At 59.1% G+C, this 25,429-nt stretch carries 21 protein-coding genes and 1 pseudogene; 11 read left to right on the forward strand and 11 right to left on the reverse strand.

Going from position 1 to position 25,429, the window contains the following annotated elements:
* Positions 1-285: 285 nt before the first annotated feature.
* The 4 genes from AC07FD_RS29380 to AC07FD_RS29395 all read right to left on the reverse strand — a co-directional run bounded on the left by AC07FD_RS29380 (position 286) and on the right by AC07FD_RS29395 (position 5,235).
* Positions 286-1,125, reverse strand: a complete 840-nt coding sequence (locus tag AC07FD_RS29380; RefSeq protein WP_478352689.1) for a hypothetical protein — start codon at positions 1,123-1,125, stop codon at positions 286-288.
* A gap of 269 nt (positions 1,126-1,394) precedes the next feature.
* Positions 1,395-2,000 carry a hypothetical protein gene (locus AC07FD_RS29385; RefSeq protein ID WP_478352690.1) on the reverse strand — a complete coding sequence of 202 codons (606 nt, stop codon included), beginning with the start codon at positions 1,998-2,000 and terminating at the stop codon, positions 1,395-1,397.
* Between the two features lie 158 nt (positions 2,001-2,158).
* The gene (locus AC07FD_RS29390) at positions 2,159-4,078 is read right to left on the reverse strand and encodes a hypothetical protein (protein ID WP_478352691.1); all 1,920 of its coding nucleotides are present in this window, start codon (positions 4,076-4,078) and stop codon (positions 2,159-2,161) included.
* Positions 4,075-5,235: a DUF2235 domain-containing protein gene (locus tag AC07FD_RS29395; protein WP_478352692.1), complete on the reverse strand. Its 1,161-nt coding sequence runs from the start codon at positions 5,233-5,235 to the stop codon at positions 4,075-4,077. The genes AC07FD_RS29390 and AC07FD_RS29395 overlap by 4 nt, the downstream gene beginning before the upstream one ends.
* 236 nt (positions 5,236-5,471) lie before the next feature.
* On the opposite strand from AC07FD_RS29395, the gene AC07FD_RS29400 reads away from it, so the two are divergent.
* From AC07FD_RS29400 to AC07FD_RS29430, 7 genes are all read left to right on the forward strand, one after another.
* Positions 5,472-5,999, forward strand: a complete 528-nt coding sequence (locus AC07FD_RS29400; RefSeq protein ID WP_478352693.1) for a hypothetical protein — start codon at positions 5,472-5,474, stop codon at positions 5,997-5,999.
* A 268-nt stretch (positions 6,000-6,267) separates the two neighbouring features.
* Positions 6,268-7,590 carry a tyrosinase family protein gene (locus tag AC07FD_RS29405; RefSeq protein WP_478352694.1) on the forward strand — a complete coding sequence of 441 codons (1,323 nt, stop codon included), beginning with the start codon at positions 6,268-6,270 and terminating at the stop codon, positions 7,588-7,590.
* Entirely contained in the window at positions 7,587-8,312 is a 726-nt protein-coding gene (locus tag AC07FD_RS29410) for a hypothetical protein (protein WP_478352695.1), read from the forward strand. Before AC07FD_RS29405 ends, AC07FD_RS29410 begins: the two co-directional genes overlap by 4 nt.
* Positions 8,312-9,394, forward strand: a complete 1,083-nt coding sequence (locus AC07FD_RS29415; protein ID WP_478352696.1) for an SCO family protein — start codon at positions 8,312-8,314, stop codon at positions 9,392-9,394. The genes AC07FD_RS29410 and AC07FD_RS29415 overlap by 1 nt, the downstream gene beginning before the upstream one ends.
* 100 nt (positions 9,395-9,494) lie before the next feature.
* Positions 9,495-11,333, forward strand: a complete 1,839-nt coding sequence (locus tag AC07FD_RS29420; RefSeq protein ID WP_478352697.1) for a hypothetical protein — start codon at positions 9,495-9,497, stop codon at positions 11,331-11,333.
* A 1-nt stretch (position 11,334) separates the two neighbouring features.
* Positions 11,335-12,585: a ComEC/Rec2 family competence protein gene (locus tag AC07FD_RS29425; protein WP_478352698.1), complete on the forward strand. Its 1,251-nt coding sequence runs from the start codon at positions 11,335-11,337 to the stop codon at positions 12,583-12,585.
* A 68-nt stretch (positions 12,586-12,653) separates the two neighbouring features.
* Positions 12,654-13,733 (forward strand): IS630 family transposase, encoded by a 1,080-nt coding sequence (locus tag AC07FD_RS29430; protein ID WP_478352699.1) that lies wholly within the window; start codon positions 12,654-12,656, stop codon positions 13,731-13,733.
* Between the two features lie 304 nt (positions 13,734-14,037).
* On the opposite strand, the gene AC07FD_RS29435 is transcribed toward AC07FD_RS29430, so the two are convergent.
* The 5 genes from AC07FD_RS29435 to AC07FD_RS29455 all read right to left on the reverse strand — a co-directional run bounded on the left by AC07FD_RS29435 (position 14,038) and on the right by AC07FD_RS29455 (position 19,242).
* Positions 14,038-14,961, reverse strand: coding sequence for a zinc metalloprotease (locus AC07FD_RS29435; RefSeq protein ID WP_478352700.1), 924 nt, complete (start codon positions 14,959-14,961; stop codon positions 14,038-14,040).
* A gap of 192 nt (positions 14,962-15,153) precedes the next feature.
* Positions 15,154-15,822, reverse strand: a complete 669-nt coding sequence (locus tag AC07FD_RS29440) for an HNH endonuclease (RefSeq protein ID WP_478352701.1) — start codon at positions 15,820-15,822, stop codon at positions 15,154-15,156.
* A complete protein-coding gene (locus tag AC07FD_RS29445) occupies positions 15,815-16,969 on the reverse strand; it encodes an AAA family ATPase (protein ID WP_478352702.1) in 1,155 nt (384 codons plus the stop codon). Before AC07FD_RS29445 ends, AC07FD_RS29440 begins: the two co-directional genes overlap by 8 nt.
* A 618-nt stretch (positions 16,970-17,587) precedes the next feature.
* Positions 17,588-18,271: an SMC-Scp complex subunit ScpB gene (scpB, locus tag AC07FD_RS29450; protein WP_478352703.1), complete on the reverse strand. Its 684-nt coding sequence runs from the start codon at positions 18,269-18,271 to the stop codon at positions 17,588-17,590.
* Between the two features lie 2 nt (positions 18,272-18,273).
* Entirely contained in the window at positions 18,274-19,242 is a 969-nt protein-coding gene (locus AC07FD_RS29455; protein ID WP_478352713.1) for a DUF1403 family protein, read from the reverse strand.
* A 125-nt stretch (positions 19,243-19,367) separates the two neighbouring features.
* On the opposite strand from AC07FD_RS29455, the gene AC07FD_RS29460 reads away from it, so the two are divergent.
* Positions 19,368-20,567, forward strand: a complete 1,200-nt coding sequence (locus AC07FD_RS29460) for a site-specific integrase (protein WP_478352704.1) — start codon at positions 19,368-19,370, stop codon at positions 20,565-20,567.
* A gap of 42 nt (positions 20,568-20,609) precedes the next feature.
* On the opposite strand, the gene AC07FD_RS29465 is transcribed toward AC07FD_RS29460, so the two are convergent.
* Positions 20,610-21,128, reverse strand: coding sequence for an RES family NAD+ phosphorylase (locus AC07FD_RS29465; RefSeq protein WP_095203386.1), 519 nt, complete (start codon positions 21,126-21,128; stop codon positions 20,610-20,612).
* Entirely contained in the window at positions 21,125-21,514 is a 390-nt protein-coding gene (locus tag AC07FD_RS29470) for an MbcA/ParS/Xre antitoxin family protein (protein ID WP_006339603.1), read from the reverse strand. The genes AC07FD_RS29465 and AC07FD_RS29470 overlap by 4 nt, the downstream gene beginning before the upstream one ends.
* Positions 21,515-21,636: 122 nt before the next feature.
* Here AC07FD_RS29470 and AC07FD_RS29475 point away from each other — a divergent pair.
* The 3 genes and pseudogenes from AC07FD_RS29475 to repB all read left to right on the forward strand — a co-directional run bounded on the left by AC07FD_RS29475 (position 21,637) and on the right by repB (position 25,429).
* Positions 21,637-22,568: pseudogene (locus AC07FD_RS29475) on the forward strand (tyrosine-type recombinase/integrase).
* 594 nt (positions 22,569-23,162) lie between these two features.
* Positions 23,163-24,371, forward strand: a complete 1,209-nt coding sequence (gene repA / locus AC07FD_RS29480; RefSeq protein ID WP_478352705.1) for a plasmid partitioning protein RepA — start codon at positions 23,163-23,165, stop codon at positions 24,369-24,371.
* 71 nt (positions 24,372-24,442) lie between these two features.
* A complete protein-coding gene (gene repB, locus AC07FD_RS29485) occupies positions 24,443-25,429 on the forward strand; it encodes a plasmid partitioning protein RepB (protein ID WP_478352706.1) in 987 nt (328 codons plus the stop codon).

The following is a 25,429-nucleotide window of genomic DNA, read 5'->3' on the forward strand; positions in this document are numbered from 1 at the left end:
GCGCGCAGCGATCTTAGCCCGCAGCTTTCTTCAACGCCACGTATACCGAGCGCATTTGCAACCGCCCGCTCCAATTCACTGCTGCCTGCCAGCCGAACAAATCCTCGCGCAAGGCGCGCGACCAGCTGGATAATGGTCACGATCTGCGGCCTTTGCGCTGGATCGAGCCACGCCCGCTCGTTGAGCCGCAAATCATACTTGGCCTTGAATGATGAGTCTTCGGCTGATCGCCCGATCCCTACTCGGCAGCTGTATGAGACAAATGCGCAGGCTTCGAACAGGAGGCTAATCCAAGGGGATTGAGCGACCCCGAAACCCTTCGATGGATCTAAGGGTTGGTTCCCCCCTTGCGAGCCGTTGCTCTGAAACTGGCAGCGATCGCCCGATCGCGTTCTTGTTCAAATCGCATCCAGGTAGCCACAAACCGCTTGACGTCAAAGCGGTAGTATCCGCCTCCGGCCTTGAAGGCCTAACCGCCAGTTGTGCTACGCGCGAGGCGCGCTCTCCGTTAACGAAGTAATCAACTTGAATTGAAGGCCCGCCCAGCAGATACCGCGGTAGCAGCGCACCGGCGACCAGCCCCATCATCCCGGTGATCTGCCAGGCATGCGTATAGATGGATCCTTTAAAACCGTAGCCATCACCCATCCTGGTTCGCAAATAGTCCCAGTGCGAACTGACGCGAAAAGTCAGATCAAGTGCGATCGGTATGGTGCCAGTTGGGGAGATTCCATCCCTGCTCCAGGTCTGTTTCAAGGAGAAAACAAGCGCGCGCTTTGCGAGATCGCAAAAAGGGTTGGAGGCGTCGATGCATTCGTCCACAAGCGCATACCACGCCGGGTCAGCGATCTGCATCTCGGCCACGGGTTCAAAGCGCAGATGCACAGTGTGTTTGCTTGCGTTCGTGAAGAACCACTCACCATAAAGGTCGACGTAGTTGTAGCCCACGGACCGCGGAAGAAACGGCTCATACCAATCGGACCGCTCTGGCACGGGAACCACATCGGTCAAGTAGTCGAGCAGCTTCTTGCAGGAGCTGCGTTCTTCACAAAGCTTGGTTATCGTGAACAGATAGCTGGCTGTCGTATTCCCATCGTCTCCACGATAGCCCCACAGCTTACCCATGAGCGAATGCACGACGTTTGGGCCCACTCGTGTGACCTGAAATTCGCCTGGCCTGATCAGAAGATTTGCCACTTGCGCGGAGCTACCGTCGGCCAATTCGAAATCAGCTAAGTAAGCGAGCAAAGTCTCTCGGCTAACTTGGCCTCCACTGCTGGCGATATGGCTTGCGTGGGCGCAAAGTTTATTCCAAAGGTCTTCTGCCCTGTGTCGCTGAGCGGGTTGGAGTGCACGCTCCAGTCGCGAAAGAATCAGATATTTATGCTGTGAGATCAAAGCCGTAAAATCAAAAAGGGTATCTGAAACCGGCGAAGAAGCTGCCAAAGGGCTTGGTCGTCATAAGGAGCTCCATTGGCCTTTAGACTGGTCTTAAAAACCCGTACGAAACCACGCATTTTGTCATTCGATACGCCAGGGGTCTCTATCTGACGCATGAAAGCATCTGCTGATTGGAACGCGCGTGCCCATTCCAGAACATCGATACACGCCCATATACCAGGGATTGTCCGATCCACTGCGACGGCCAGCTGATGGTGTTGGCCGCCACGGTTCCCGATCGCCTGAGCAAGTTGTCGAGCAAGCTTTTGGAACTGGCGGTCGCTCGCTGAAAAGGACAGTGTTCGCTTAACTTGTATCTCGAGGACAACGGAGTTGCCTGCTCTGTCACGGGCGCGAACGACGATATCGTCCAGCGGGAACCCGGCGTTGGCTGCCTGGAGTTGAATTTGCTCGCAGGTCGCGCCAGGCAGTCCGGGCGGAGCGTCTTCGCACAACATTGCAGCCAAGTATATTGCGGCGACCTGAGCCTCAAAGACATGACCTGCAGAGCTTGTGCTCGATGGGCTGTGGCCGAGAACTCCGACTGCTGTCTTCGTCATCACACCGTCCATCCAATACAGCCTCAGAGCTATCAGCTACCGGTGGGGCATCCACAGACCAACGGACAACTTCATAGACTGGGACGCACTCAAGCAACAGTGGCAAGCGCGGAAGGGCAAAATTTCACTGAAACCCGTTCATCTCATCGTGAGCCAAATCATTTTGCCCCATCACCGTCGGCGATGACGACAAACTCCGCGCCCAGGGAAAGACAATTCGCCCGCGCCCCTAGCAGGAGCGCATCCAGTTGCTGAACCCTGCGAACACCAGCATCGGTCCTTTTGCCCTTATCCATTTTCTTGCGGATGCCTTCTAACACCGTTTCACGAACGCGAGGCTGCAGCACAACCACTTTTGTCGTCAAGTCGGATCCCAGGCGGCCGAGCATGGCAAGGAGGCTGTCCCTGTCCTTGAGCCGCTTGCCGTTGTGCCAAACGGCGTTTTTCAGAACTCCGCCGGCATTTGCTTTGAGTTTCCCGAGCAGGAGACCGCGATCGACGTGACGCAGGTTTTTGACGGCCTGTCCGACGACCACTTCGTAGTCGGAAACCGATATGTCCCGAGTGTCCTTGTCGGAACCGCTGCCTTTGGCATGGATAAGGGTCAGCACCGGACGTTTCGCCGTGTCATCGATGTGGATGAAGTCTGCCGATTCACCAGCGCCGTCGTCACAAACCAGCCAGCCGGTTTGCGGGCCGCGATCCTTCAGATTTGGCCAGTGCCGAGCAATCAGCCCAAACAAGGACTTGTCTTTATCATTGCCTGTGTTCTCAACGGCAAAACGCTTTCCATCCAGCGGCTTCTCCTGCCAGTATTTTGTATCGTCGGACCACATAGGAACCCATTCCCAACTGCTAAATCTGGCATCTCGAAACCGGGTCTCGTATATGTGACCGCGCGAGAATGTGTGGCCGGTGTCGAAATAGACCGTGATGTTATCGGCATCCCGGCAGATTTTCAGAATTTCAGCTTTCTGCTCCTTCGAAATGCTGCCTTCCGCAATTTTAACACCGTGCTCCTTGACGTTGCTTATTTTCACTCGAACGTCGCCCCGCGAACTCTGATCGAATTCGTAAGACAGGCGCCCTATCTTGGTATTGCCCCAATAGACGTCGGCCTCGAAATTCGGACTTCCGGGGGCCGCCGTAACCTCAAAGCGCGCTGCATCCTGGAATTGCTGCAGCCATCGCGATTCATCCTTAGCCGCGTCTGGCGCGCCGTCGTGAACCAGTTCGGGCACGATGATGGCGGTATCGTAAGCGCGCTCGACGCCTGTCAGGCTGGTTAGGGGTGAAGCGACAATTGGAATCGGAGTGTCGGAACGAGAAGCATCGCCCATATAGTCGGCTGCCCGTCGCAAGATCAGATTGAGACCGGTAGTGAACTCATCCCAGGTCCTGCTGGGACCAATCCATATCCTGCCAGCACTCGGACTTGCACCGACAACGACACTGCTGAGTTGGTCGGACAGCTTAACGGTGCTCCGAACGGAACTGAAGAAATAGCTTTGATCCCCAAGCGGATCGAGCGAGGACTCAAGCTCCAAACCGGAAAGGATCTTTGAGTCCGGCTTTATCGCGGTTCGGCGATGAGTACCCGTCAGCCAAAGCGTACGGACCCGGCCTTCGACAAAGGCCTTGTTGATCTCGGTTGGCGTCAAGCGGCTGATCGAAGACAAGGGGCCGGCCGGGGCGCTGGCTATTTTCTTTGCAATCGCGCTTCTGAGCCCGTTATCCGAGAACGCCAGCGCATAAAGTGTCTCACGCCTTGCCACCACGATCAGATGATTGACCCGGTCCCTGAGATCTCCGTCGACGAGCCAGCTTGGCGGGCGCTCGTCGATATAGCGAGTCCATGCGAGTGTCGTCCCATCCTCAACCACGGTTCCTTGGGCATCAGGAAAGCTCAGACTTGCTTTTCCCGCGAACTCCTTCGCGACGTCCTGAATGGCGCCAAGCAGCGCCACCGGCGCGACACCGGCCCCACCGCTGGCCTTGTAAAGGGAAACGGATAGATAGGGTGCGCAATGTTCCTTCGAGATGGCCAAAGGAGAGGCCGCCGCGGGTGTTGGCATCATTGGACAATCTCGTATTTGCTTGGCAGATTTTGCGGCTCATAGGTCTTCACTAACGCCATTCGATCAAGAACGGATTTGTGAAGCAGAGCACCGTCCGGAACGAGACGGGGCTCGCAACGCGGCAGGTACAAGCCAAGGAGCGAATGGTGCCCCGGCCACTCCCGTCGTTTTTCATTTTTGGGCAGCCACTCCAGGATGCGCCAGGCACCGGTTGCCGAGGGATGGAGGCGTGCGCCGGCGTTAGGGGCTACGTAGGTGTGTCCGCCGCCCTGGGTTGGTTCTCCCTCGACGAGATGATGGACCATATTCGCACCAACTTGCAGCCCGCTTTGGACGGCCTCCTTGATTAGCCATCGCAGCGGAAATTTCGACAGACCGCTCTCTTTCTCGCTGAAGCCGCCTCCGACATCTGAATGGGAGCCGGCAAACCAGACCTCACGAGCGTCCTGCATGGGAGGATCCGATGTCGAAAAGCGGTCGGGTCGGTATAGCTGGTCCTTCTTCCATATCTGCAGACGAAACATACGCCGGCATTCATCTAAGGCGATGGCTTGCCGAAACGTCTCAACGCCTGGGTTCTGCAACGTGTAGGGAAGCGACTGCAGGCTTGGAACGTAGAAGCGATCTGGACGCGGAACGATCACGGATGCCACCGTGTCCCAAACACCGACGAATCGAATGGGCACTGTCCTGCCGCCGACGATCCGGCGAAAATGCCAGGCCACCGAAAGATTCTCGTGATCCATGGCCGCGCGCTTGTATGCCGCAAAGGCATATCCGACATAATTTAGTTGATCGGGCTGCAGCAGGCCCAGCAGGAAAATGAACCCCGCCAATACCCGCACGCTGTAGGCGCCGCGGCTGAAGCCGAAGAGAAAAATCCTGTCGCCATCAACGTAGTGGGATGCCAGGAAGCGATAAGCCTCCAGCACGTCACTATCCAAGCCGTAGCCGGTAGCAAGACCCAAAACGCCCTTGGCGTCCTGGCTTATCCGCCCCCAGGTGGCTGTTTGGCCCAAAGTTCCGACGCCAGGATCGTAGTAGGCGACTTGCCCGCCGTTTTTCTCAAGCACCCTGTAGAGCTTGAGCACGTTTGACATGTTCACGCCAATCTCGTTGCCTGTGCCGTCACAACAGACAACAATATTCTTCGGCACTGTGCTGATTCCCCCAGGTTGCAAGAATTGTAACAAAGTTGGTTTGAAGTGCAATTCTCTCGATCCAAAAAGAACTGGGGCGGAAGAACCCAGGCAATGCAGCGGACAAATGCGGAGTCGGGGCCGCGCGGTGGCGAGGTTCCAGTTCATGCAATCGGGGAGGCGGCAGACTGGACGGTCGAGTACCGAAAAGGTAGATAGCATTTTGGGCGACTATTTTTTGGGGGAGCGGCGATGTGCGATACTGTCCTTACGGACCCTTTGAACTCACGCGTTCGGAGGACAATTTCCTGTTTCTGGAAGATCGGGAGCGTGCCGTCTTCTGGTCGGAAGTCGAAGACGAGATTCCAGGACTTGCGGATGCATGCGGATGCTGCGTATTCGCACTCCAGTCGGGCCGGGCAGCCGTTCCCTGGTATGTCGGCAAGGCCGAGCGCCAGACCTTCAGACAGGAGTGCCTGACTGAAGATAAGGTTCGCAAGTTCAACAGCGTTCTTGCCAGCAGAAAGCGTGGCCGGCCGTACCTCTACCTCTACGCACGTACTGGGCTTTCCACGTTTTCGAGGCCGACGCGGACAAAACACCATGACATCCGATATCTGGAACGGATGCTCATCACGTTCGCTTTGGACCGCAACGCTTGGCTGATAAACAAGCAGGAAACCAAGATGCTGCGCAATATTGTGGTGCCGGGGTTGATGAACTCGCCTCCCGGCAGGATCAGTGAGGCGGCCAGGGAGTTGCAATCCGTCCTGGGATATTGATGCGATGCGGCGCCAAACCAGACGAGCCTGGCAACGCTCCCGGCCTTCAATAGATGCGGCAACGCGAGCGGTAGCCGACGAGCTGTGACGATCAAGCCGCGGCCGCTGGTAAGTCTTCTCAAAAATGTGCAAGCACCTTGATTGGCGGCGGGACGCTCGTCATTTTGGCGTGCGAGTTGTTCCAGCCCGCAACAAAATATGCTAGCCTCGCTCCATACTTGCAAAACACAGTCCGTACTTCATTGCCCTTGTGATTGGGTTTTAGTCTATGCGGGCCATAATCGATATCGAGAGTGCAGATAGTAGCGGTCGGTGTTTCCTCACATGGGCGCCGGTCAAGGCCACTGTTCGGCTCGAAGAAGCTGATGGGAGCGTGCCAACGCATCGTGTCAAGCTTCGCAACGCCGGATCCAATGGCGGCGGTCGCGTAGTCTTATCTCGATCATTCACGCAGTCTGACGACGCCGAAATCAGTCTCCAGATTGCATCTGATGGAAGCCCGCAGACAGTTTGGATCGCCGGCGCATTCCTCTCGCCCAGCGCCAGCTACGGTGATGCTGGCGTTGAAGCCGTCACCGACGCCGGGGAGGTTATTGGAAGTCGAAAGGCGATGGTCCGGGTTCGCAAGGATGCCACCGCGCTGACGCCTACCGAGCGCGACCGCTTCCTGGAGGCGCTTGCCGCCCTGAATGACGCTGGAGCTGGCCCCTTCCGCGCGTTTCGCGACATGCATGTGCGCGAGTCGTCACTGGAGGCACACGGGGCAGCTGGCTTTTTGCCGTGGCACCGAGCCTATGTGCTTGATCTAGAGCGGTCGCTACAAGCGATCGACGCGACCGTTGCGTTGCCCTATTGGCGCTTCGACAAGGCTGCGCCCTCGATTTTCGCGGCCGAGTTCCTCGGATCGCCGTCGTCCGAGGCTGATGCCCCGGACACCGTTATCTTTCCAGCTGGCCACCCGCTTGAGTTCTGGACCACCGACGGGATGATTGGCATTTCGCGGCGACCGCGCTGGGACTTAAGGCAGCCGCCAACAACGCCAGTCACGCTGCCAGGCGGATCGATCCCCGCGGTTTTGTCTGAGCAGGACACATTCGCGCTTGGCGGAGCCGCTGCCCTTTATGCCGCTTTCCGGCAGATGGAGGCATCGCCCCATGGTGCGGCTCATATACGCTTCGATGGCCCAATCAACTCGGTGCCGACAGCCGCCAGGGATCCGCTGTTTTTCCTTCTGCACACCAACGTCGACCGGCTTTGGGCTCGCTGGCAGTGGTTGAACCGGCGCAGCAACGCCGAGGATCCGAGCTCCTATTCTGTCTTCGGCTCGAGCCGGCCGGACGGAGGCGGAAATATCGGCCATCGGCTCGGCGACACGATGTGGCCGTGGAACCAGGACAGAACCCCGCCGAGGCCGAGCTTCGTCCCGCCAAGGCCTGGGTTCCCGCCTTCGCCTTTTGCGACAATGCCGGGAACCCCTAGCCCGCGTGTGGCCGACATGATTGACTTCCACGGCATTTACACCGGCCGAAGCCTTGGCTTCAGCTATGACGACGTCCCGTTTGAACTAGAGACGGTGGAGACAGTCGCATGAAAGTCAGAGAATACCGCCGCCAGGTCGAAGCACAACTTCAAAGGCATGCTCAAAACGCCAGCAACCGAAGATCCTCGGGCGCGATGCAAACGCTAAGCGGACCGGAGGCGTGGGACGCGGCGCTTGGCGTTCTGCGCGACCACACTGCGGGTGAACCACAGCGCATCGGCGCCCTCTACGAATTGCAGGCCGGCGCCTTCGACGTCGTCAAGTTTGCACCCGTTTCACCAGCCTTTGTCGCCACGCTGCAGGAGATCGCGCCGGCTCGAGATGAGCCCGATGCGCTGCGCCGGACCGCAATCGACTATCTTTCAAATGCTGGAGACGAAATTGCCGGCCGTGTTCTGATTGCTGGACTTGAAGGCTCCGAGCCAGCGGTTGTCGCGCCTGCCGCCGCGCTTGAGATGCTTGCACGCCACGACCATGGCTCGGCCGCCCGGCTTGCCCATCGGATCCTGGATGACAACGGCCCAGCGCAACTGAGGGAGCAGGCAGCACGGGTGCTTGGATCAGACCCGCATGCGGCCGACAGGTTGGAAAGCCTCGTAAGGGATCCAAACGAGGATCCGCAGGTGCGCCGCGCAGGAGCTGTCGCCTTGCGCGCGTTGCGGCCCGGTGCATTCAAAGCCGCTGCCCGCAGTGTGCTCGACACCGATAGCAGCAAGGATATCGGGTCAACCATGAACCGGGGGCTTCGTAATCTTGGAGACGAAGACAAGTGATGCTGCCCGCGCTGGACGGCCCACTCAACGCGGAAGACCTCATCGCCATGCTGAGCGAGGGGCATTCCATCTATGCCGGGCGCAGTTCGGCGGAAGCAGAGAGCCTGCGAGCGCATGTGATGGTGCGAGCAGCGAGCGCCGGACTCGCCAACAGGATAGTAGATTACGCGCTTGCCGACCTGGAAACAGCTCGCGCCGCGGTTTCGCTTGCGGCCGCTGCAACGGTACTGCGCAAGGCCGGTGCGTCACCGTCGAGCAGTGTTGCCTTGCTCAGCGCCGCGCAGCGTCGACTGAGCGTCGAGGACCGGCTGGTCGATCTGGTCAATTACCCGCCTCGCCCGGGCGGCGTAAGTGCCGTTCGCGAGATTTCGCGCGCGCTCGATGAGCTGAGCAACCGCGTTTCCTCCGCGTCAGCTTCCACAGCAAGTGCCGGTTGCTGCTGCTGTCAGACGGAACCCTCGAGCACGGTCTCGGAGCTGCCGGACCTGGCGCGGCTCGGGCCTTTGCAGGTCGAGAACCAGGACGGTCTTAAACGGACGCTGCGGGATGTTCTCGGCGAAGGCGCCGGTCTCATTGCCTTCTTCTACACCCGCTGCATGAATCCACAGAGATGTTCCCACATCGTAAGCCAACTAGGCGACCTAGCGCGATCGATCGCCTCGCGCACGGGTGCAGAGGGCGTGCGGCTGGCGGGCATCACCTACGACCCTGACTACGACACGGCTGATAGATTGCTGGCCTATGGCCGCGACAGATCACTGCCATTCGGTGGCGGGTGCCAATTGCTACGGATGCTGAATTCCTTTGCACCTGTGGCAGAAGCGCTCGAGCTCGGGGTTGGGTACGGTCCAGCAACCGTCAACCAGCATCGCCTGGAATGGATAGTGTTCGGGCCGGGTCTGCGCGCCGTGCGCCAGGGCAAGGGTCGCCACTGGGAAAAGGACGCCATCGCGGAGGAGATGTTGCGCCTGGCGAACGCCCGGGGTCCTGCGTCGGCACCGGCCTGGCCGGCTACCCTGACCGTCGGTGCCGGCCACCTGATGCCAAGCCGGCCAAGCACTTCTGTGAAATGCACCAAATGAGCCGGCTGCCGCAAACGATCTGTCGCTTGAATTATTTGTTTGACTTCCTTTGGTGAGACTTAACTTGCCTTCTTCGTAGGCTCCAAACGGGGTTTCGATCATGCAGCCAATTGCCTGGCCTTCCACGCGACCGCTCAAAATATACGCGACCGATCCCACGAAAGGGTACGAGGAAGCGCTGAAGATAACCATCGCGGTCGAGAACGAAGCGCTGAAGGCGGGCCCGATCGGTGAACGGCTTGAGGTCGTCGACTACGACGGGCACGCCAAGACTTTTTATGATGCTGTCAACCTTGAGGACCCTGCCATATTGATGCAAGGCGGCTTGGATCCTTCGGAGGCTGACCCTCGCTTTCACCAGCAGATGGTATACGCGGTAGCTTCACGAACCTTGTCGAATTTCGATCGCGCTCTGGGCCGCCGGATAGATTTGGCCAAGGGCACACGGCTGACGCGACTGCGGTTGTTGCCGCACGCATTCCGAGGCCGCAATGCCTTCTATGACCGCGACCTCCACGCGGTGTTGTTCGGCTATTTCAATGCTGAAGGCGACGCGGGCACCAACATTCCTGCCCAGAAGATCTACACCTGCCTCAGCCACGACATCATCGCCCATGAGATGACGCACGCGATCGTCGATCGTCTCAGGCGCTATTTCCTTGAACCCACCAATGCCGACGTGCTTGCCTTTCACGAAGGCTTCTCCGACATCGTGGCGCTGTTCCAGCATTTTTCGTTTCCGGACCTCGTCGACAGAGAGATCCAACGCCGACGAGGCGACCTGCAGCAGCCGACGGTGCTGATTGAACTTGCGCACCAGTTCGGCTTTGCCACCGGCCGCGGGAAATCGTTGCGCTCAGCGCTCGGCGATCCTTCCGCCACACTTGCGGGAACGACAGAAGTCCATGACCGTGGCGCCATCCTGGTTGCCGCCGTGTTCGATGGCTTCTTCCAGACATATCGGACCCGCATCCGCGATCTGGTGAGGATTGCGACCGGTGGAAGCGGCGAGCTGCCCGCCGGCGATCTCCAGGCTGACCTGGCAAGGCTCGTGGCATTGGAGGCGTCGAGAACCGCGCAACGTCAGCTCGACATGTGCATCAGGGCCTTCGACTATCTGCCGCCTGTCGATATCACGTTCGGTGATTATCTCAGGGCAGTGGTGACTGCGGATTTCGACCTCAACCCTGACGATCCGTGGGGACAGCGTTCGGCCTTGATAGAAGGGTTCCGCCGTCGCGGGATTTATCCCGAAGGCGTTACATCGCTGGCCGAGGAGTCACTTCGCTGGCCAGCCGCTACAGATCTGCCGCCGCTAACTGACAGCCTGCAGGATCTGCTGCCCCAGCTCCTGCGAATTGAGGCGGATCGCTTTTCGCAGCGCATCCGTGAAGACGAGATCACCCGATCGGGCCGGCCAGGTCTTTCTGCTCCAGACGACGAGGACGAAACGGTTCCACCGCTGCCGGGCGCCGACATCTCGAAAAATCTTGCCTGGGCCCTCAGCTCGTATGCGCAAGCCAACAGGAAAAAGCTCCTTCTAAGCCCTGAGTTGAAGATCGCGGTGTCTGGCTTCAACGCCGTCTTTCGAGTGGCATCCAGCGGGCGACTACTGATCGAACTTGTTGCCCAGTTCGTACAAACCGACCGCAACGCGGAAAAGGATGCGCTCCTGGGGATCCCGATCCTAAAGCGCGGCGGCACGACCATCATTGTCGGCGTGGATGGTAAGGTGCGGTACGCCATAGCGAAACCACTTCCAGGCGCCGATCTCCCACAAGCGGCAAAAGACGCAGCTGCTGCGCGTCTTGAAAAACAAAGAACCTTCGTGGGTCAGCTCGACGCGCATGATTCACTCTACCCGTACATGTCCGAGGAACAGCAGAAAGCTCGCATGGCCGCGCGAATGAATCTGCGCGGACTACACAGGGGATATTGATATGGTCGATCGTATCTCCATACGCATGTATCGGGTCGGCTTTGGCGATTGTTTCCTCGTCACCTTCTGGTCCGGGCAGACGCCGAACCGCGTGTTGTTCGACTGCGGAAGCCTTAGCAAAACCAAGGCCCAAATTGCCAGGATCGCCAATGACGTTGTCGCAACCTGCACCACAAACAATAAGGCAACTTTGGATCTCGTGGTGTGTACCCATCGCCACAAGGACCATGTGAGCGGCTTCGACAACCCGATCTGGAAGACGGTCGAGGTGGGCGAAGTATGGATGCCGTGGACCGAGGACCCGACGGATCCGGATGCGACCCGTATTCGCAACCGACAATCGGCGTTCGCCATGGCGCTTAGTCAGGCCATATCGCCAGGCGTCAGTGCGGACTTGACTCCGCTGACGAAGAAATCATCTCGCGCAGAAAGGGATGCACAGCTTGCTCTCGCGCTGAACTCGCTGACAAACGAACAGGCCATGTCGACGTTGCACGGCGGTTTTGCAGGTAACCCGCAGCGGCGTTTTCTGCCGTTAAAAGCGGCGGATGGCAATGCCGCGGCCTCGTTGCAAAGCTACTCGCTGGCGAACCTGCCTGGCGTAAAATTCCACATCCTGGGTCCAAGCCGGGACGAGAAGGTGATTGCGAACATGGATCCGCCGTCTGGTGCTGCCTACCTTGCGCCAGCCAGTGAACCGGCGACAGAAGATGATGCAAGCGCAGGTTGCGAGCCGATCTGGCGCACCAGCGAGGTGCAATTCCGTGAGCAGGCACCCACAACGACCTTCAACGCTGAAGACAAAGCGGCGGTCGAGAAGGTGGCCGAGGACCCGGATTTCAGTGTTCTTGCCGCGGCCATCGACAATGCCGTCAACAACACGAGCCTGATGATCATGATCGAAGCCGGCGATCAGTTCCTGCTTTTTGCCGGCGACGCCCAGTGGGGCACCTGGAAGGCAGCGCTTGATCAAGACGAAGTGCGCGAACTGATGAAGAGGACAACGGTTCTCAAGGTGTCCCACCATGGCAGTCACAACGGCACGCCAAAGGAGCTGCTGGAGTCGGTGATTGGCGGCAACGTCACCGCATTCGTATCGACGGGCATGGTTACCCAGTGGCCGGGCATACCGCGCGGACCGCTCATGGCGGCCCTTGGAAAGACCAAGCTTGCAAGAAGTGACGCTGATACCGAGCCCGCCGGCTTTACAATGAGGGGTGACCTTTGTGTGGATTGGGAGGTCGCTATCTAGTGGATTGATCGAGACAAAAGAGTCCGATGTTGGATTCCCATCGGTTTTCGCTTGTGCGACGATCGGGCATGCGCACCGGTATTACATTTGACGTCACTGCCGCCGACAGGATTCGGCTCGAAGCCATCGTGGCAAAGCACGGTTCGCCGCAGAAGCATGCGTGGCGGGCGAAGATCATTCTGATGAGCGATGACGGCTTGGGAACTGTGGCCATTATGGAGGCTACCGGCAAATCGAAGACCTGCGTGTGGCGATGGCAGGAGCGTTTTATGGCCGAAGGCGTGGATGGCCTTTTGCGCGACAAGAGCCGCCCGCCAGGCATTGCGCCACTCGATCCCGAACTGGTCGATCAGGTGATCGCGCTGACGCTGGAAACGCCCAAGCAAGAGGCCACACACTGGACCGTTCGCGCGATGGCAAAGGCGGTGGGGATCGCGGCCTCTTCGGTCGTCAAGATATGGCACGAGCATGGTCTTGCACCGCACCGCTGGCGCAGCTTCAAACTGTCGAATGACAAGGCCTTTGCCGAGAAACTGCACGATGTCGTTGGGCTCTACGTCTCGCCGCCGGCCCATGCCATTGTTCTTTCCGTCGATGAAAAGAGCCAGATCCAGGCGCTGGACCGCACCCAGCCAGGACTTCCTTTAAAGAAGGGGCGGGGTGGCACGATGACCCATGATTACAAGCGCCACGGGACCACCACCCTGTTTGCTGCCCTCAACGTTCTCGACGGTTCGGTGATCGGCCGCAACATGCAGCGACACCGGCATCAGGAGTTCATCCGTTTCCTCAACGTGATTGAGGCGCAACTGCCGAAGGATAAGGCAGTCCACGTCATTCTCGACAACTACGCGACCCATAAGCAGCCGAAGGTCCGCGCCTGGTTGGCAAGACATCCGCGATGGACCTTCCACTTCGTTCCAACATCATGTTCATGGCTCAACGCTGTCGAGGGCTTCTTCGCCAAACTGACACGACGCAGACTGAAACACGGCGTCTTCCACTCCGTCGTCGACCTGCAGGCGGCAATCAACCGCTTCATGACTGAGCACAATCACGAACCGCGGCCATTCGTCTGGAAAGCAGACCCCGATGAGATCATTGCAGCGGTCAAACGCGGGCACCAAGCGTTGGAATCAATCCACTAGCGGCTGATCTCGAGCCTGTCGGGCGCCAGGCTCAAGACTTTCAGCCGCGTTACCTTTCCGTCCTGATCGAGTTCGATTAGACCACCGGGCAAGAGGCGCCAGGCCCCAATTGTTTGGCTCGTTCTGTCATCGGGACCGGGGCCTGCTGCAAGCAGGCGGCCGCCCGGTCCCAAGCTGAATGAACGACGGCCCCGGGATGGCGGAAAATTCCATGAGCCCGGCCTGAACACGAGACGGTCCGGGCTATCCTCCTCATGGGAATGTACCCACTGCTTCTGCAGCGCCGTACTATTGCTTTCCGCCATTACGTCAGTTGTGCTGCGCCCGTGGTTAGAGTCTTGCGCGGCCCTGCCAAGGTCGCCCTCATGCGGGCAACCTGCCCCGCCGAGAACATGAACATAGCTTTGTCGTCGACATAGTCCATGTAATTCACAAACATGTCACCGGTCGGGCCGTTGTTGCAGGAGATATGGGGAAAGTTCGGCTCACCATAGTTCGGCAGCTGCTGGCGCGGGGTATCTGCTACCAGATCCGATCCCGAGCAATCCTCCGTATCACCCCAGATGTGCCTGAGGTTCAGATAGTGGCCGACTTCATGCGTTGCCGTACGGCCGAGGTTGAATGGAGCCGCCGCGATCCCGACCGTGCCAAATGCAGTGTTGCGGATCACGACGCCGTCGGTGGCCGCCGGCCCGCCTGGAAACTGCGCATAGCCAAGCAGGCCGCCCTGGAGGTCACAAACCCACAGGTTGAGATACTTCGTCGTGTCCCAGGCGTCGGAACCGCCCTTGGCGGTCAACTTCACAGCATCGTCCTGGCCGAACCCATCCACGGCGGTCTTTTGCCTGACGATCCCGGTGGTCTGAGCGCCGCCGGCGTCGACCTTGGCGAGCTTGAACTTGATTTTCGCATTTCCGGCCAGGCTCTTCCACGGCGCGGGCACTTCCGGCAGATCAGTATTGGTGGCGCTGTAATCGGCGTTGAGAACGTCGATCTGGCTGGCTACCTGGGCATCGCTGATATTATCTGCAGCCTTCTTGTATACAACGTGAACAACAACAGGCACCGTGACTGATCTCAGGGCATCGACGCTCATGCGCGCGATGCGCTGTTGCGTCGTCCGCTCTATTTCCACAATTCGAGATCGATATCCGGGATCTTGCTCCAGAAGTCGATGGTATTCGATCATAGCTCCGCATGACCGCTTGGGCCGGGACTCGTCATTCATGGACCCCTCCGTTACCGCTGCTTGTCGCAGCTACATAAAATGACAATAATATTTTTTGCGCGACCAGAACTAATCGGCGATCGGCAAGACAATGGTTATTGCATAATTGCGGCTCTATTTCCAGTGAATGAGGCTAGCATCAGTCTGGAAGCCGGGCGGACAGCATCCCAGGTCGAGACCTAATCGAGCATTTCAGACGAACGCTTGCCCATACGCGACTGCCAGCTTCCGGAGCTCTACCGCGGCCTTGCTCTCCTCGGCCTGCGTCGTCAGGCCCTGGGCTTGGTCGAAGCTGTCGATCTCAAGACTGCTTAGGTTGAAGAAGCCATGGGTGAAGTCCGCCTTTCCGCAACCCGGCTTCCGCAGGATGATCACCATATTTTTGGTATTTGCCTGCACCGCCAGACGCGTCAGGTGCTGCTCCCATTGATCAAAATTGGGATGCACAAAGAGATAGTTCCCGCTTGACTGGAGCTTAATGGGATCAGTTTTGTCGACAACGAAGCTGGCGTCCGCCTTCTTGAACTGCATGTTGCAGCGCTTGCAGGCTGCCGCGAGGTTCCACATGGTAAAGCTGTAGGGCTTGTAGATCGGCTTGCTTTTGGGAAGGATATGTTCCCGATCGGTCATGAACGGGCCTGCACCGTGGAGATTGACACGACAATAGCAGCAGGTTCCGCCGTGGCGCTGGAGGTGGTAGGCTAGGATTTTCTCCTTGGCACTCTTGAGCGCTGAGGCTTCCGCATCGCTCGGCGGCGCGAAATCCCAAGGCGACGGTGCATTCATTGCCTCTGCTATGACCGCAGATTCGCCAGCATCGAGTGCGAACGTGTCGAGTGCTGGAAGATATGCGTCAACCATTCTCGCGGACGCCCCCTCGCGTCTCGGCGTCGACCCTGTCGATCAGTTCGCGGACCGCACCAAAGAAGTTCTGCTGCGTTTGATCGAAGCTGCGCTCGGCCAGATCATTAACTGCCTGCATTGCCTGCTGCCGTCCGATCTTGCCCTCCTCGAGCTCGGTGACGACGCCAACGAGCTGCTGGCTGACATAGTGATTGGCGGGCGTTACCACCTCGAAGGCACGCAATAGGATCTCTTCGATGCTTCCGCCGCCTGCGGTTCCCAATAACTGGAGACGGCTCGGCTTGCCGTCTTGGATCTGAAATACAGACACGAGATGTGGAAAACTCGTCAGCGCCCCGGTCACAACCAGCGGCGCGTGGGTGGCGATGACGACTTTGACATCGCGGTATTCCGCGGCGTTCAGCACTTTGTCGACATATTCGCGCTGCCAACTTGGATGGAGGCTGTTTTCGGGCTCGTCTATGAGGACCACCGTGTTGTTTGCGATCGCGGTAATCAAAAAGACGAGCGAGGAAATGAGCGCAAGCTCGCCCGAGCTTGCGTGCAACAACTCGATGACCTGGCCATTATGGCGCTGCAAATACACCTGGATCTCGCGGAGAATGCCCATCCTGCGAAGCCAGTCCTCGAACCGAAGCACCGTGGCGAACTCCCGCGCGAGCGAATATTCAAGGACAGGACTGTTGGGATCAATCCACAGTATTTCGTTCGCGTTATGACGCTTGAGAAAAGCAAGACACTGATCGTAGTCGCTAGGATCCAGATCCACTTCTTCCGGCAGCGGAAATGGTCCGCTTCCAACCTCTATTTTGAAGCCGAAGCGAGAAAGATATCCGCAATAGTCAAGAGTTTTGCCGATCTGATAGAAGTGGGAATTGGGCTCGTCAATCGTACGCGCGATCGCCTTCTTGACGATGCCCTTGGGCGAACGGCCGCTGCGGCTCGCCGAAACGCGTTTGACACCCCGCATGCCAGAAAATCGGTCGTATGCAGTGTTGCAGATGACGGCCAGGTCGCGGTCCGCGCGAAGCTCGACAGCGATTGCCTTCAACAAGTTGCTTTTGCCAGCGCCGTTCGGCCCGACAAGGATAGTGACATGCTCGCCACCCGAGGCCGGAACCAGAGCGTCGAGATGTTCCACCATTACGCCTTGCCTTCCCTCTTGGCTTGGTTCAGCAGACCAGAGCAGCACTATGCCTTGGCGGCGAAATTATAACCGCCTGCTGTCGGGCGCAATACGCACCGACGACGTAACTTCTTCTAACGGTTTGTATGCCGCCCTCGCCAAATATTCCTCGTGGCACCCCTTCCACTACGATCAAACTTGCTGTCAATTTATCGGTCGAACTGCCAATTCGGAGCGCTTCCGCCCAAAATCGTGAGTTGATGCGTGGCCTTTTCCGGAGCTTCACGCAACCTCGTATGATTTCGCCACCGGCCGGCCCTAGGACAATCGCGCCGGGCTCAACAGCCTCTGAGAAGGCCATACCTATGCTACCCGATCGGAAATTCCGATACCGATCCAGAGGAGATCGCGTATTCTAAAGACGCACAGCTATCGACGCATTTTGCGAACGATGCCTTAGCTGGGGAGTTCAAAAACTATCATCACAGTGTCGCGGTTTTGCGCATTGTGGCCAAAGCGAAGCCCGCTGGAAGCACGGCCATATCGCTGTCCGTTAAGCGACCGTTGCAGTTCAGATAGCTCAGGCAATCGACCGCACCTCCATTCGGCCGAAGGCTTCAGGCCAGGAGAATGCGGCTAGTCTCCCACGCGCTCGCGGTCGTAACCGGAGAAATCTGGCATGATATCGCCCGCTAGTAGCTTCTCCTTCGACAGCAGCCCAGCGTCCTCGAGCGCTTCGAAATCCGGCAGCTGACGCAGCGTCTCGAGCCCGAACTGCGACAGAAAAGTCTTCGTCGTCACATAGGTGTAGGGGGCGCCCGGCTTCGGGCTACGCGGCCCCGAGGCGATCAGCTCCTGTCCCCGTAGCACGCCGATCAGATCCCGCGACACTTCCTTGCCGAAGAAGGAAGACAGCTCGCCACGCGTGATCGGCTGGAAATAGGCAATGCACATCAGCACAAGCGCCTCCGACTGCGACAGTTCCTTTGTCCCCTGCCCTGCTGTGCCGAAGGCGGTGTGAATGACGTCGGCAAAAAACCTTTTGGTGCGGTGCTGCCAACCGCCGGCGACGGACACCAGCTCGTAAGGGCGGCCGGCGAGTTCGGCGCGGATGTCGTCGATGACCAGCTCGAGATTGCAGTTCTTCCCCACCACCCGCGCGAGGACACTACGTGTCACCGGTTCGCTTGCTGCAAAGATCACGGCTTCGACGCGGCCCATCCATTCGCGCCAGCGCAGTTCTGGCGGCAGGTGGTCGAGCTCGGTGTCGAGAAGGGCCGGCTGGTCGTTCGGTTTGCGGCGGGCAGACGCTTCGCTCATCGCTAAAGCCCAAAAAGCCGGAAGCTGGTGCGGCCCGATAGCTCGCGCACCGCTTCGAGTTGTCGCAGCCGCTCGAACAGTCGCCGCGCCGCAAAGCGCGACAGGTTCTTTGTCACAAGCGATCCGGCGACGGCATCTTCATTCAGGAGCAGCAAAATCGCGTCGCTGGCGCCTTTCGCTCGCAGTTTTGGCGTGACGGAGAGAAGCTTTTCGGCGCGTCGCGACAGCTCAGCGGCCAGCCGGCAGGCATCGGCTGCCGCCTGAACCAGGGCGCAACAAACCGCCCGCTCAAAACCTTGTCCCTCCGGTCGGATGCGCTTGCGGCCGGCCTCGCCGCGAAAAGCCGGGCCAAAGACCTGGGCCATCAACAGCGGCAGCGGCCGCGGCCAGCGAAGGCTTTGCGCCAGCACCAGGTCGGCGAGCCACCAGGCCAACAGCTCGGCATCGGGCCGCATGGCGACGACGTGCGCGGCGATCGCCGCGGCGGCGAACGGCGCCGGCCGCGGCGAGCGCGCCAGGTCGTCGATGTGTTCACAAAGCGCGGCCAGCGCCCCGCCATCCCAATGGAAGCCCAGCTGGTGGAGTATCTTGCCAAGCCGGTCAGGGGTAGCGACGGGCGGCTGCCCGGCCAACTGCCGCCAGGCGCTGAAGATGGTGCCGGCGGGTCCAGGGTCGGCCCCGGCCTGGCGCAGATACCAGGCGTCGCGCAAGGCGGCCGCGTCCTCGGTGCGGCCGGCGAGCCGCATGCTGGCGGCGGCGCAATCGAGCGCCAGCCGCTGCCGCCAAACGCCGGCCCAGGCAGGCTGCGCGCGGGCCAGCGTATCGAGGACACCCAGGGCGGCGCCGGCCCGGAAGGCGGCGTCGCCGTCGCTCGGCGCGCCGGCGCTTGCAACCGCCCAGGCCGGAACGGTCGGCGGCGCGGCGGGGCGGGCGGGCATTGCACTGGCGCTGAGGGGATCGAGGCGAATCATGCTTTGGAGGGTAAAGTGGCCGTGCGCTTTGCGCCACGATTTTTGCGCCAAAACGCACAGCCTGTCGGAGCAAGAAAACGAATGATAATGTTGCATTATCGCTCGTTTTCCGATCTATAGGAGAAATGGCCATTTTCGTCGCGCAGAACTCGGAAAAACACGTCGACCCGACCTCCGCACCGTCCCACAGCACGGCCGCCGTCATCGATCATTCGCCAGCAGAGGCGGTCGCCGACGATCTTCCCGATATCATCGATGTCGTGCTCGCCATGGGACAGCCGTCAGACGACTTTTCGGGGGAGAACACGGCACCGGCCGCGCAGCCAATTTCTGGCCTTCCGGCTCATCTGGAAGGGCTCGCCGAGCGCGCCCGCGATTACGTCGAGGCAGCAAGCTCCGCCAACACCCGGCGCGCCTACGCCGCCGACTGGAAGCATTTTTGCGCCTGGGCGCGCCGCCAGCACCTCGATGTGTTGCCGCCCGATCCGCAGGTCGTCGGCCTTTACATCACGGCTTGCGCGTCCGGGAAGGTAACGGGCGACAAAAAACCGAACGCCGTCTCGACCATCGAGCGACGTCTGTCGTCGCTGGCCTGGAATTTCTCTCAGCGTGGCCAGCCGCTGGACCGGAAAGACCGGCATATCGCCACCGTGCTGGCCGGCATTCGCAACGGCCACGCCTCCCCTCCCCGGCAAAAGGAAGCCATTCTGCCGGAAGACCTGATCGCCATGCTGGAAACGCTGGACCGGGCCGGCTTACGCGGCTTGCGCGACCGCGCCATGCTGCTCCTGGGTTTCGCCGGCGGCCTGCGCCGCTCCGAAATCGTCGGTCTCGACGTCGGCCGTGACCAGACCGAGGATTCTTCCGGCTGGATCGAAATTCTTGATAAGGGCGTGCTGGTGACCTTGCGCGGAAAGACGGGCTGGCGCGAGGTCGAAATCGGCCGCGGCTCGGCCGATGCCACCTGCCCCGTCGTCGCCCTGCAGACCTGGCTGAAGCTGGCGCGGATCGCCCATGGTCCCCTCTTCCGGCGCGTCACCGGCCAAGGCAAGACGGTCGGCGCCGTGCGGCTCAACGACCAGGAAGTGGCGCGGCTGGTCAAGCGCACCGCTCTCGCCGCTGGTGTCCGCGGCGACCTGTCCGAAGGCGATCGCGCGACAAAATTCTCGGGCCATTCGTTGCGTGCAGGGCTTGCCTCCTCGGCTGAAGTCGACGAGCGCTATGTGCAAAAACAACTCGGCCATGCCTCGGCTGAAATGACTCGCCGCTATCAGCGCCGGCGCGATCGTTTCCGTGTCAATCTCACCAAGGCGAGCGGACTGTAGGGCGCAAGCGCCCTCCCCTGCCCTTCGGATGCCGAGAATGCGTTATCGCCAGGATAGCTGGTCCTTCGGCAACCGGCCGCTCGGGTCGAATACGGTTACCTTGTGCGGCAGATCCGGACCCCAGTCCCAAAGGACCAGATTGCGATCCTCCATCTCGGCGCTCGGCGCGAAACTTGGGACCACAATGCCGGCAATATTTCGAGGTCGCAACCGGTCGTAGATGGACCAGGACGCCGGGCGCTCTCCGTCGCTGAGAGCAGTTGCCCAGGCGCAGGCCATCTCTTCGAGCGTCACAGAAAACTCTCCCCTCCCCTCTTGCGTTGTCAGATCCGCGATGTCGTCACAATCAATCTCATAGGAGCAAAGCACGCACGGATCGATCCGCTGTGCGAAGCCCTGGTTGGCTTCCTTGATCGCAGTCATGATGGTCAGTGCCAGATAGAGTGCCGGCACGCCTTTGGGATTGAATCGGGCGCCTCGGATCGCCGCTCCTTCGCCGGAAGTCGGCTTGAATGCCCAACGTGGATCGTGTGCGCGGTAGCAGGTTCTGACGACCCTCACGCAAACCCGCCAACGGCCATGTGATCGAGATAATCACGGACCGCTGCGGCCTTGCCGTCCTTCACCAGCGCCTCAGCGGTGCGTCCGCCAAATGCTGGAAGCGGCTGAGCCCGATACCAAGCCATCGCCTGCTCCTTGCCACCCGCCCAATCCGTTACGCGGCTGATGATCTCGAGCATTTCCCGCAGACGCCCCTGGGTCTTTACCGTGGCGCTACGCTCTGACCGGTAAAGGGTCTCGCGCGCAAGACCGGCAGTCTGGGCTAACTGGCCTTTGGACATGCCAAAACCGTCCGCGACCTGCTCGATCGCAATCTTCCCATTCCGGTCCATGTAGGACAAGATGAGAGGTCCGTTCTGCTCTGGGATCTTGAGTGCATGGGCCACGGTATTCACCCTACCATATCGAGAGTCATATTTCTTGTGCAAAAGATATGGCACTTCTCGACAGCTTTCAAGCTCAGGGACAACCAATTTAGGCTGTTGCCACCGCCCTAGCAGGCACGTGGATCAAGCCGACCGTGCGCGATTATATCGAGGCAGCAAGTTCGGCAAACACCCGTCGCGCCTATGCGGCCGACTGGAGGCATTTTTGCGCCCGCTGCCGGCGTCAGTCGTTTGATCCGCAGCCGCCGGACCCACAAATCGTCGGCGTCTACATCACGGCCCTAGGCCTCGGGATCGGCAAGGGACAACAAGTCGGTGTCGTCCATCGAGCGCCGCCTGTGTCGTCGCTGACCTGGAACTATACACAACGCGGTCAACCGCTCGACCGGAACGACCGGGCATCGCCACCGTGCTCGTCGGCATCCGTAACAAACACGCCTCCCCGACCCGTCAAAGGGAAGCCATCCTGCGCGACGATGTTCTCTCCGTGCAGGAAACGCTCGACCACGTCACACTGCGCGGTCTGCGCGACCGCGCCATGCTGCTTTTAGGCTTCGCCGGTGGCTGCGTCGCTCCGAAATCGTCGGCCTTGATGTTGCGGGCGATCAAACCGAGGACGGCCGCGCTCGATTGAATTTCTTTCCAGACATGGGCGTGCTGGTCCGTCGCCGCCTGCCCGGTCGTCGCCCTGTAGGCTTGGCTGAAGCTTGCCCGTATTGCGCATGGCCCCTCCCGCCGCGTCACCGGTCAGGGCAAAGTGTTGGGAGCCGATCGGCTGAACGGTCAGCAGGTGGCGCGGCTGGTCAAACGCGCGGCCTTGCCGCCGGTGTGCGCGGGATCTTTCCGAGCGCGGCCAAAGGTCTTCTGGCCATCCGCTGCGCGCAGGCCTCGCGTCCTCCGCCGAGCTGATGAACACTATGTGAGGAAGCAGCTTGGCCACGCCTCGACGGAGATGACACGCAAGTTTCAGAGACTGCGTGACCGTTTTCGAGTCAATCTCACCAAGAGCATCCGCGCTCTGAAAGACTCCCCTCTATGTCGCTGGAGAAGGTAGTTAGCGTCAGCCCTTTCCTCGAAGCGGTCTCACCGAGACGCGACTTGGCATCTGTTCGGGAACCATCTTCGACGGATCGGGAAGACGACGGCTATTTCCATTTCGTCTGGTGAGCGAAATGGTCCCCACCATTCCGTCCTGATGCTTGGCTTTTATCGTGATGGCGACGAGCTAGCGAGCGCTGCCTTCTCTCCTCCGCGCTATCAGCTGAAACGCCTGGCTTAGCTTCTTTCAAGGGAGACGGAAGATGACATGGTCGATTTGCAATGTCGGGTCAGCTTCCGGCGATTTTCATCTGCAGCTATTCGTCAGAAGCTCAATGTCACGACCATTTGCCACGCTCAGGCGGCGGTGAAGGTCGCCAGGTAAACCGATAAGAACTGCTGCGTGACGCCTGGGTAAACAGCATTTGTCCGCAGACAAAATCGCCGAATTGTCTAGCATATTCAGTTGTATGAATCATTGGGTGATTCTATCCCGAGACCATTAAGCTTTTGTTAACTTTAAATTTCTTGCCCGGGCGAGCGAATCGGACATAATGACGGTTGCTTAGCGCCTTTGCGTCAAAAATCGTTTTTAGAGGGCATCTATCGAATGAACGTGAGTTCGCCCGTTCCTATTAAAATCCCGCTGCTGTTCGAGAAAAGCATCCTCGATCAGGGCGACCAGATATCGAAGAAATTGCACCTGCTTTCGATGCAGCGCTTCCCTCCCCACGCAAAGAAGAGTCTTCGTTCGTTCTCGCTGGCGGAGGTTGCGACCTATCTGGGGGTTTCCCAGAGCCATCTGAAGAAACTGCATCTGGAAGGAAAGGGACCGGTGCCTGAAACCTCGACGTCGGGCAGGCGCTCGTACAGCGCTGAACAGATGCTTGAGCTGCGCCAGTATCTCGACCAGTACGGTCGATCTGACGCCCGCATGTATGTTCCCCATCGGCGGCCGAGCGAGAGGCTTCAGATTTTAGCTGTGGTCAATTTCAAGGGTGGCAGCGGAAAGACCACTACCGCTGCCCATCTCGCCCAATATCTTGCGCTTACCGGGCACCGTGTCCTTGCTGTCGATCTCGATCCGCAGGCGTCGCTTTCTTCGTTGTATGGGTTCCAACCTGAACTCGACCACACGAAATCGCTTTATGATGCGATTCGTTATGACGACGAGAAGGTGCCTCTCTCGGAAATCATCAAGCCGACGAATTTCCCGGGCTTGGATATCGTCCCTGCGAACCTAGAGCTGCAGGAATTCGAATACGACACGCCTCTGGCAATGACGGACAAGTCTTCGAACGTGGGCAGGGCGTTTTTTACGCGCATCTCGAAGGCATTGATGGAGGTCGATGATCGCTACGATGTCATAGTCATCGATTGTCCGCCGCAGCTTGGCTACCTGACGATCACCGCACTGACCGCGGCCACCTCAGTGTTGATCACGATCCATCCGCAGATGCTCGATGTTATGAGCATGGGCCAGTTTCTGCTGATGCTCGGGAACATCCTGGAGCCGATCAGAGCGGCCGGCGCCGAGGTGAATTTGGAGTGGTATCGCTATCTTGTTACCCGTTTCGAGCCGACGGATCAGCCGCAAGCGCAGATGGTGGCGTTCCTGCATACGCTGTTCGGCGAATTCATCCTCAAGAACCAGATGCTGAAATCAACGGCGATTTCCGATGCGGGGATTACCAAGCAGACCCTATACGAAGTCGAAAAGAATGCGATGACTCGTTCAACATATGAGCGGGCAATGGAAGCCTTGGACGTCGTAAATGGCGAAATCGTAGCCTTGATTCATGAAGCATGGGGGCGTTGACTTTGTCTGCAGACAAAAGTGGGTCTTTTCCGAATGTATTCAATGGGCTACGCACTACCTGGAGGTAAAACATGGCACGTAAGAATCTTCTTGCAGGCCTCGTAGAAGCGGAGACCGGCGACCGGGCGTTATCTGCCTCCGCCGCGGCATATCCGATCCGCGGCGCGTCAAAATCCATGATCCGATCGGTCAACGAGTTGGCTAAGCAAGCGGATGCATATCTTGAAGGCGAGCATGTCGTCGAACTCGACCCAAGCGCAGTCGACGGCTCGTTCGTTTCCGACCGCATGGGCGACGACGAGGAACAGTACCAAGAGCTGCTAGAAGCGATTCGTGAAAGAGGGCAGGATTCTCCCATACTTGTCCGTCCGCATCCGGGCTCCGACGGCCGCTACATGATCGTCTTCGGCCATCGCAGAGTCCGAGTCGCTCGTGAACTGGGACGGAAGGTGAGGGCGGTCGTGAAGGTGATCGACGACAAGACCCATGTAATTGCCCAGGGTCAGGAGAATTCCGCTCGGGCAAATCTTAGTTTCATCGAGAAGGCAATGTTCGCAAAGCGCCTTGAGGATTTGGGGTACGACAGAGATGTTATCTCGTCAGCATTGGCCTCGAACGCCGCTGCGGTCTCGAAGATGGTATCAGTTGTCACAAGAATTCCGGCATCTGTGATCGGCAAGATCGGATCAGCTACGTCTGTAGGCCGCGAGCGGTGGGTCGAGCTCTCTCTGCTCGCCGGCAAGAAATCCGAAATGGTTAATGCAATCTTGTCCGAGCCAGAATTCGGTGAGTTGGAAAGCAGCGACCGCTTCGAAAGGTTACTAGCAGCCCTGAATGCGACGGGGAAGCCGGTTCGCAAGGTAGCTGTGAAGTCCCAAGCACAATCCTGGGTCGCGGAGGACAAATCAGTTAGCGTCAGCGTCAAAAAGGCAGGCAAGGCCATCACGATCGCCGTGAAGGAGATGGACGGCCGCCGCTTTGGGACGTGGATATCCGATAATCTGGCCAACCTTTATGAGGCGTTCAGAGAGTCGGAGAGGACATCAACAGGAGACTGA

This window comes from Mesorhizobium waitakense, from assembly GCF_056431085.1.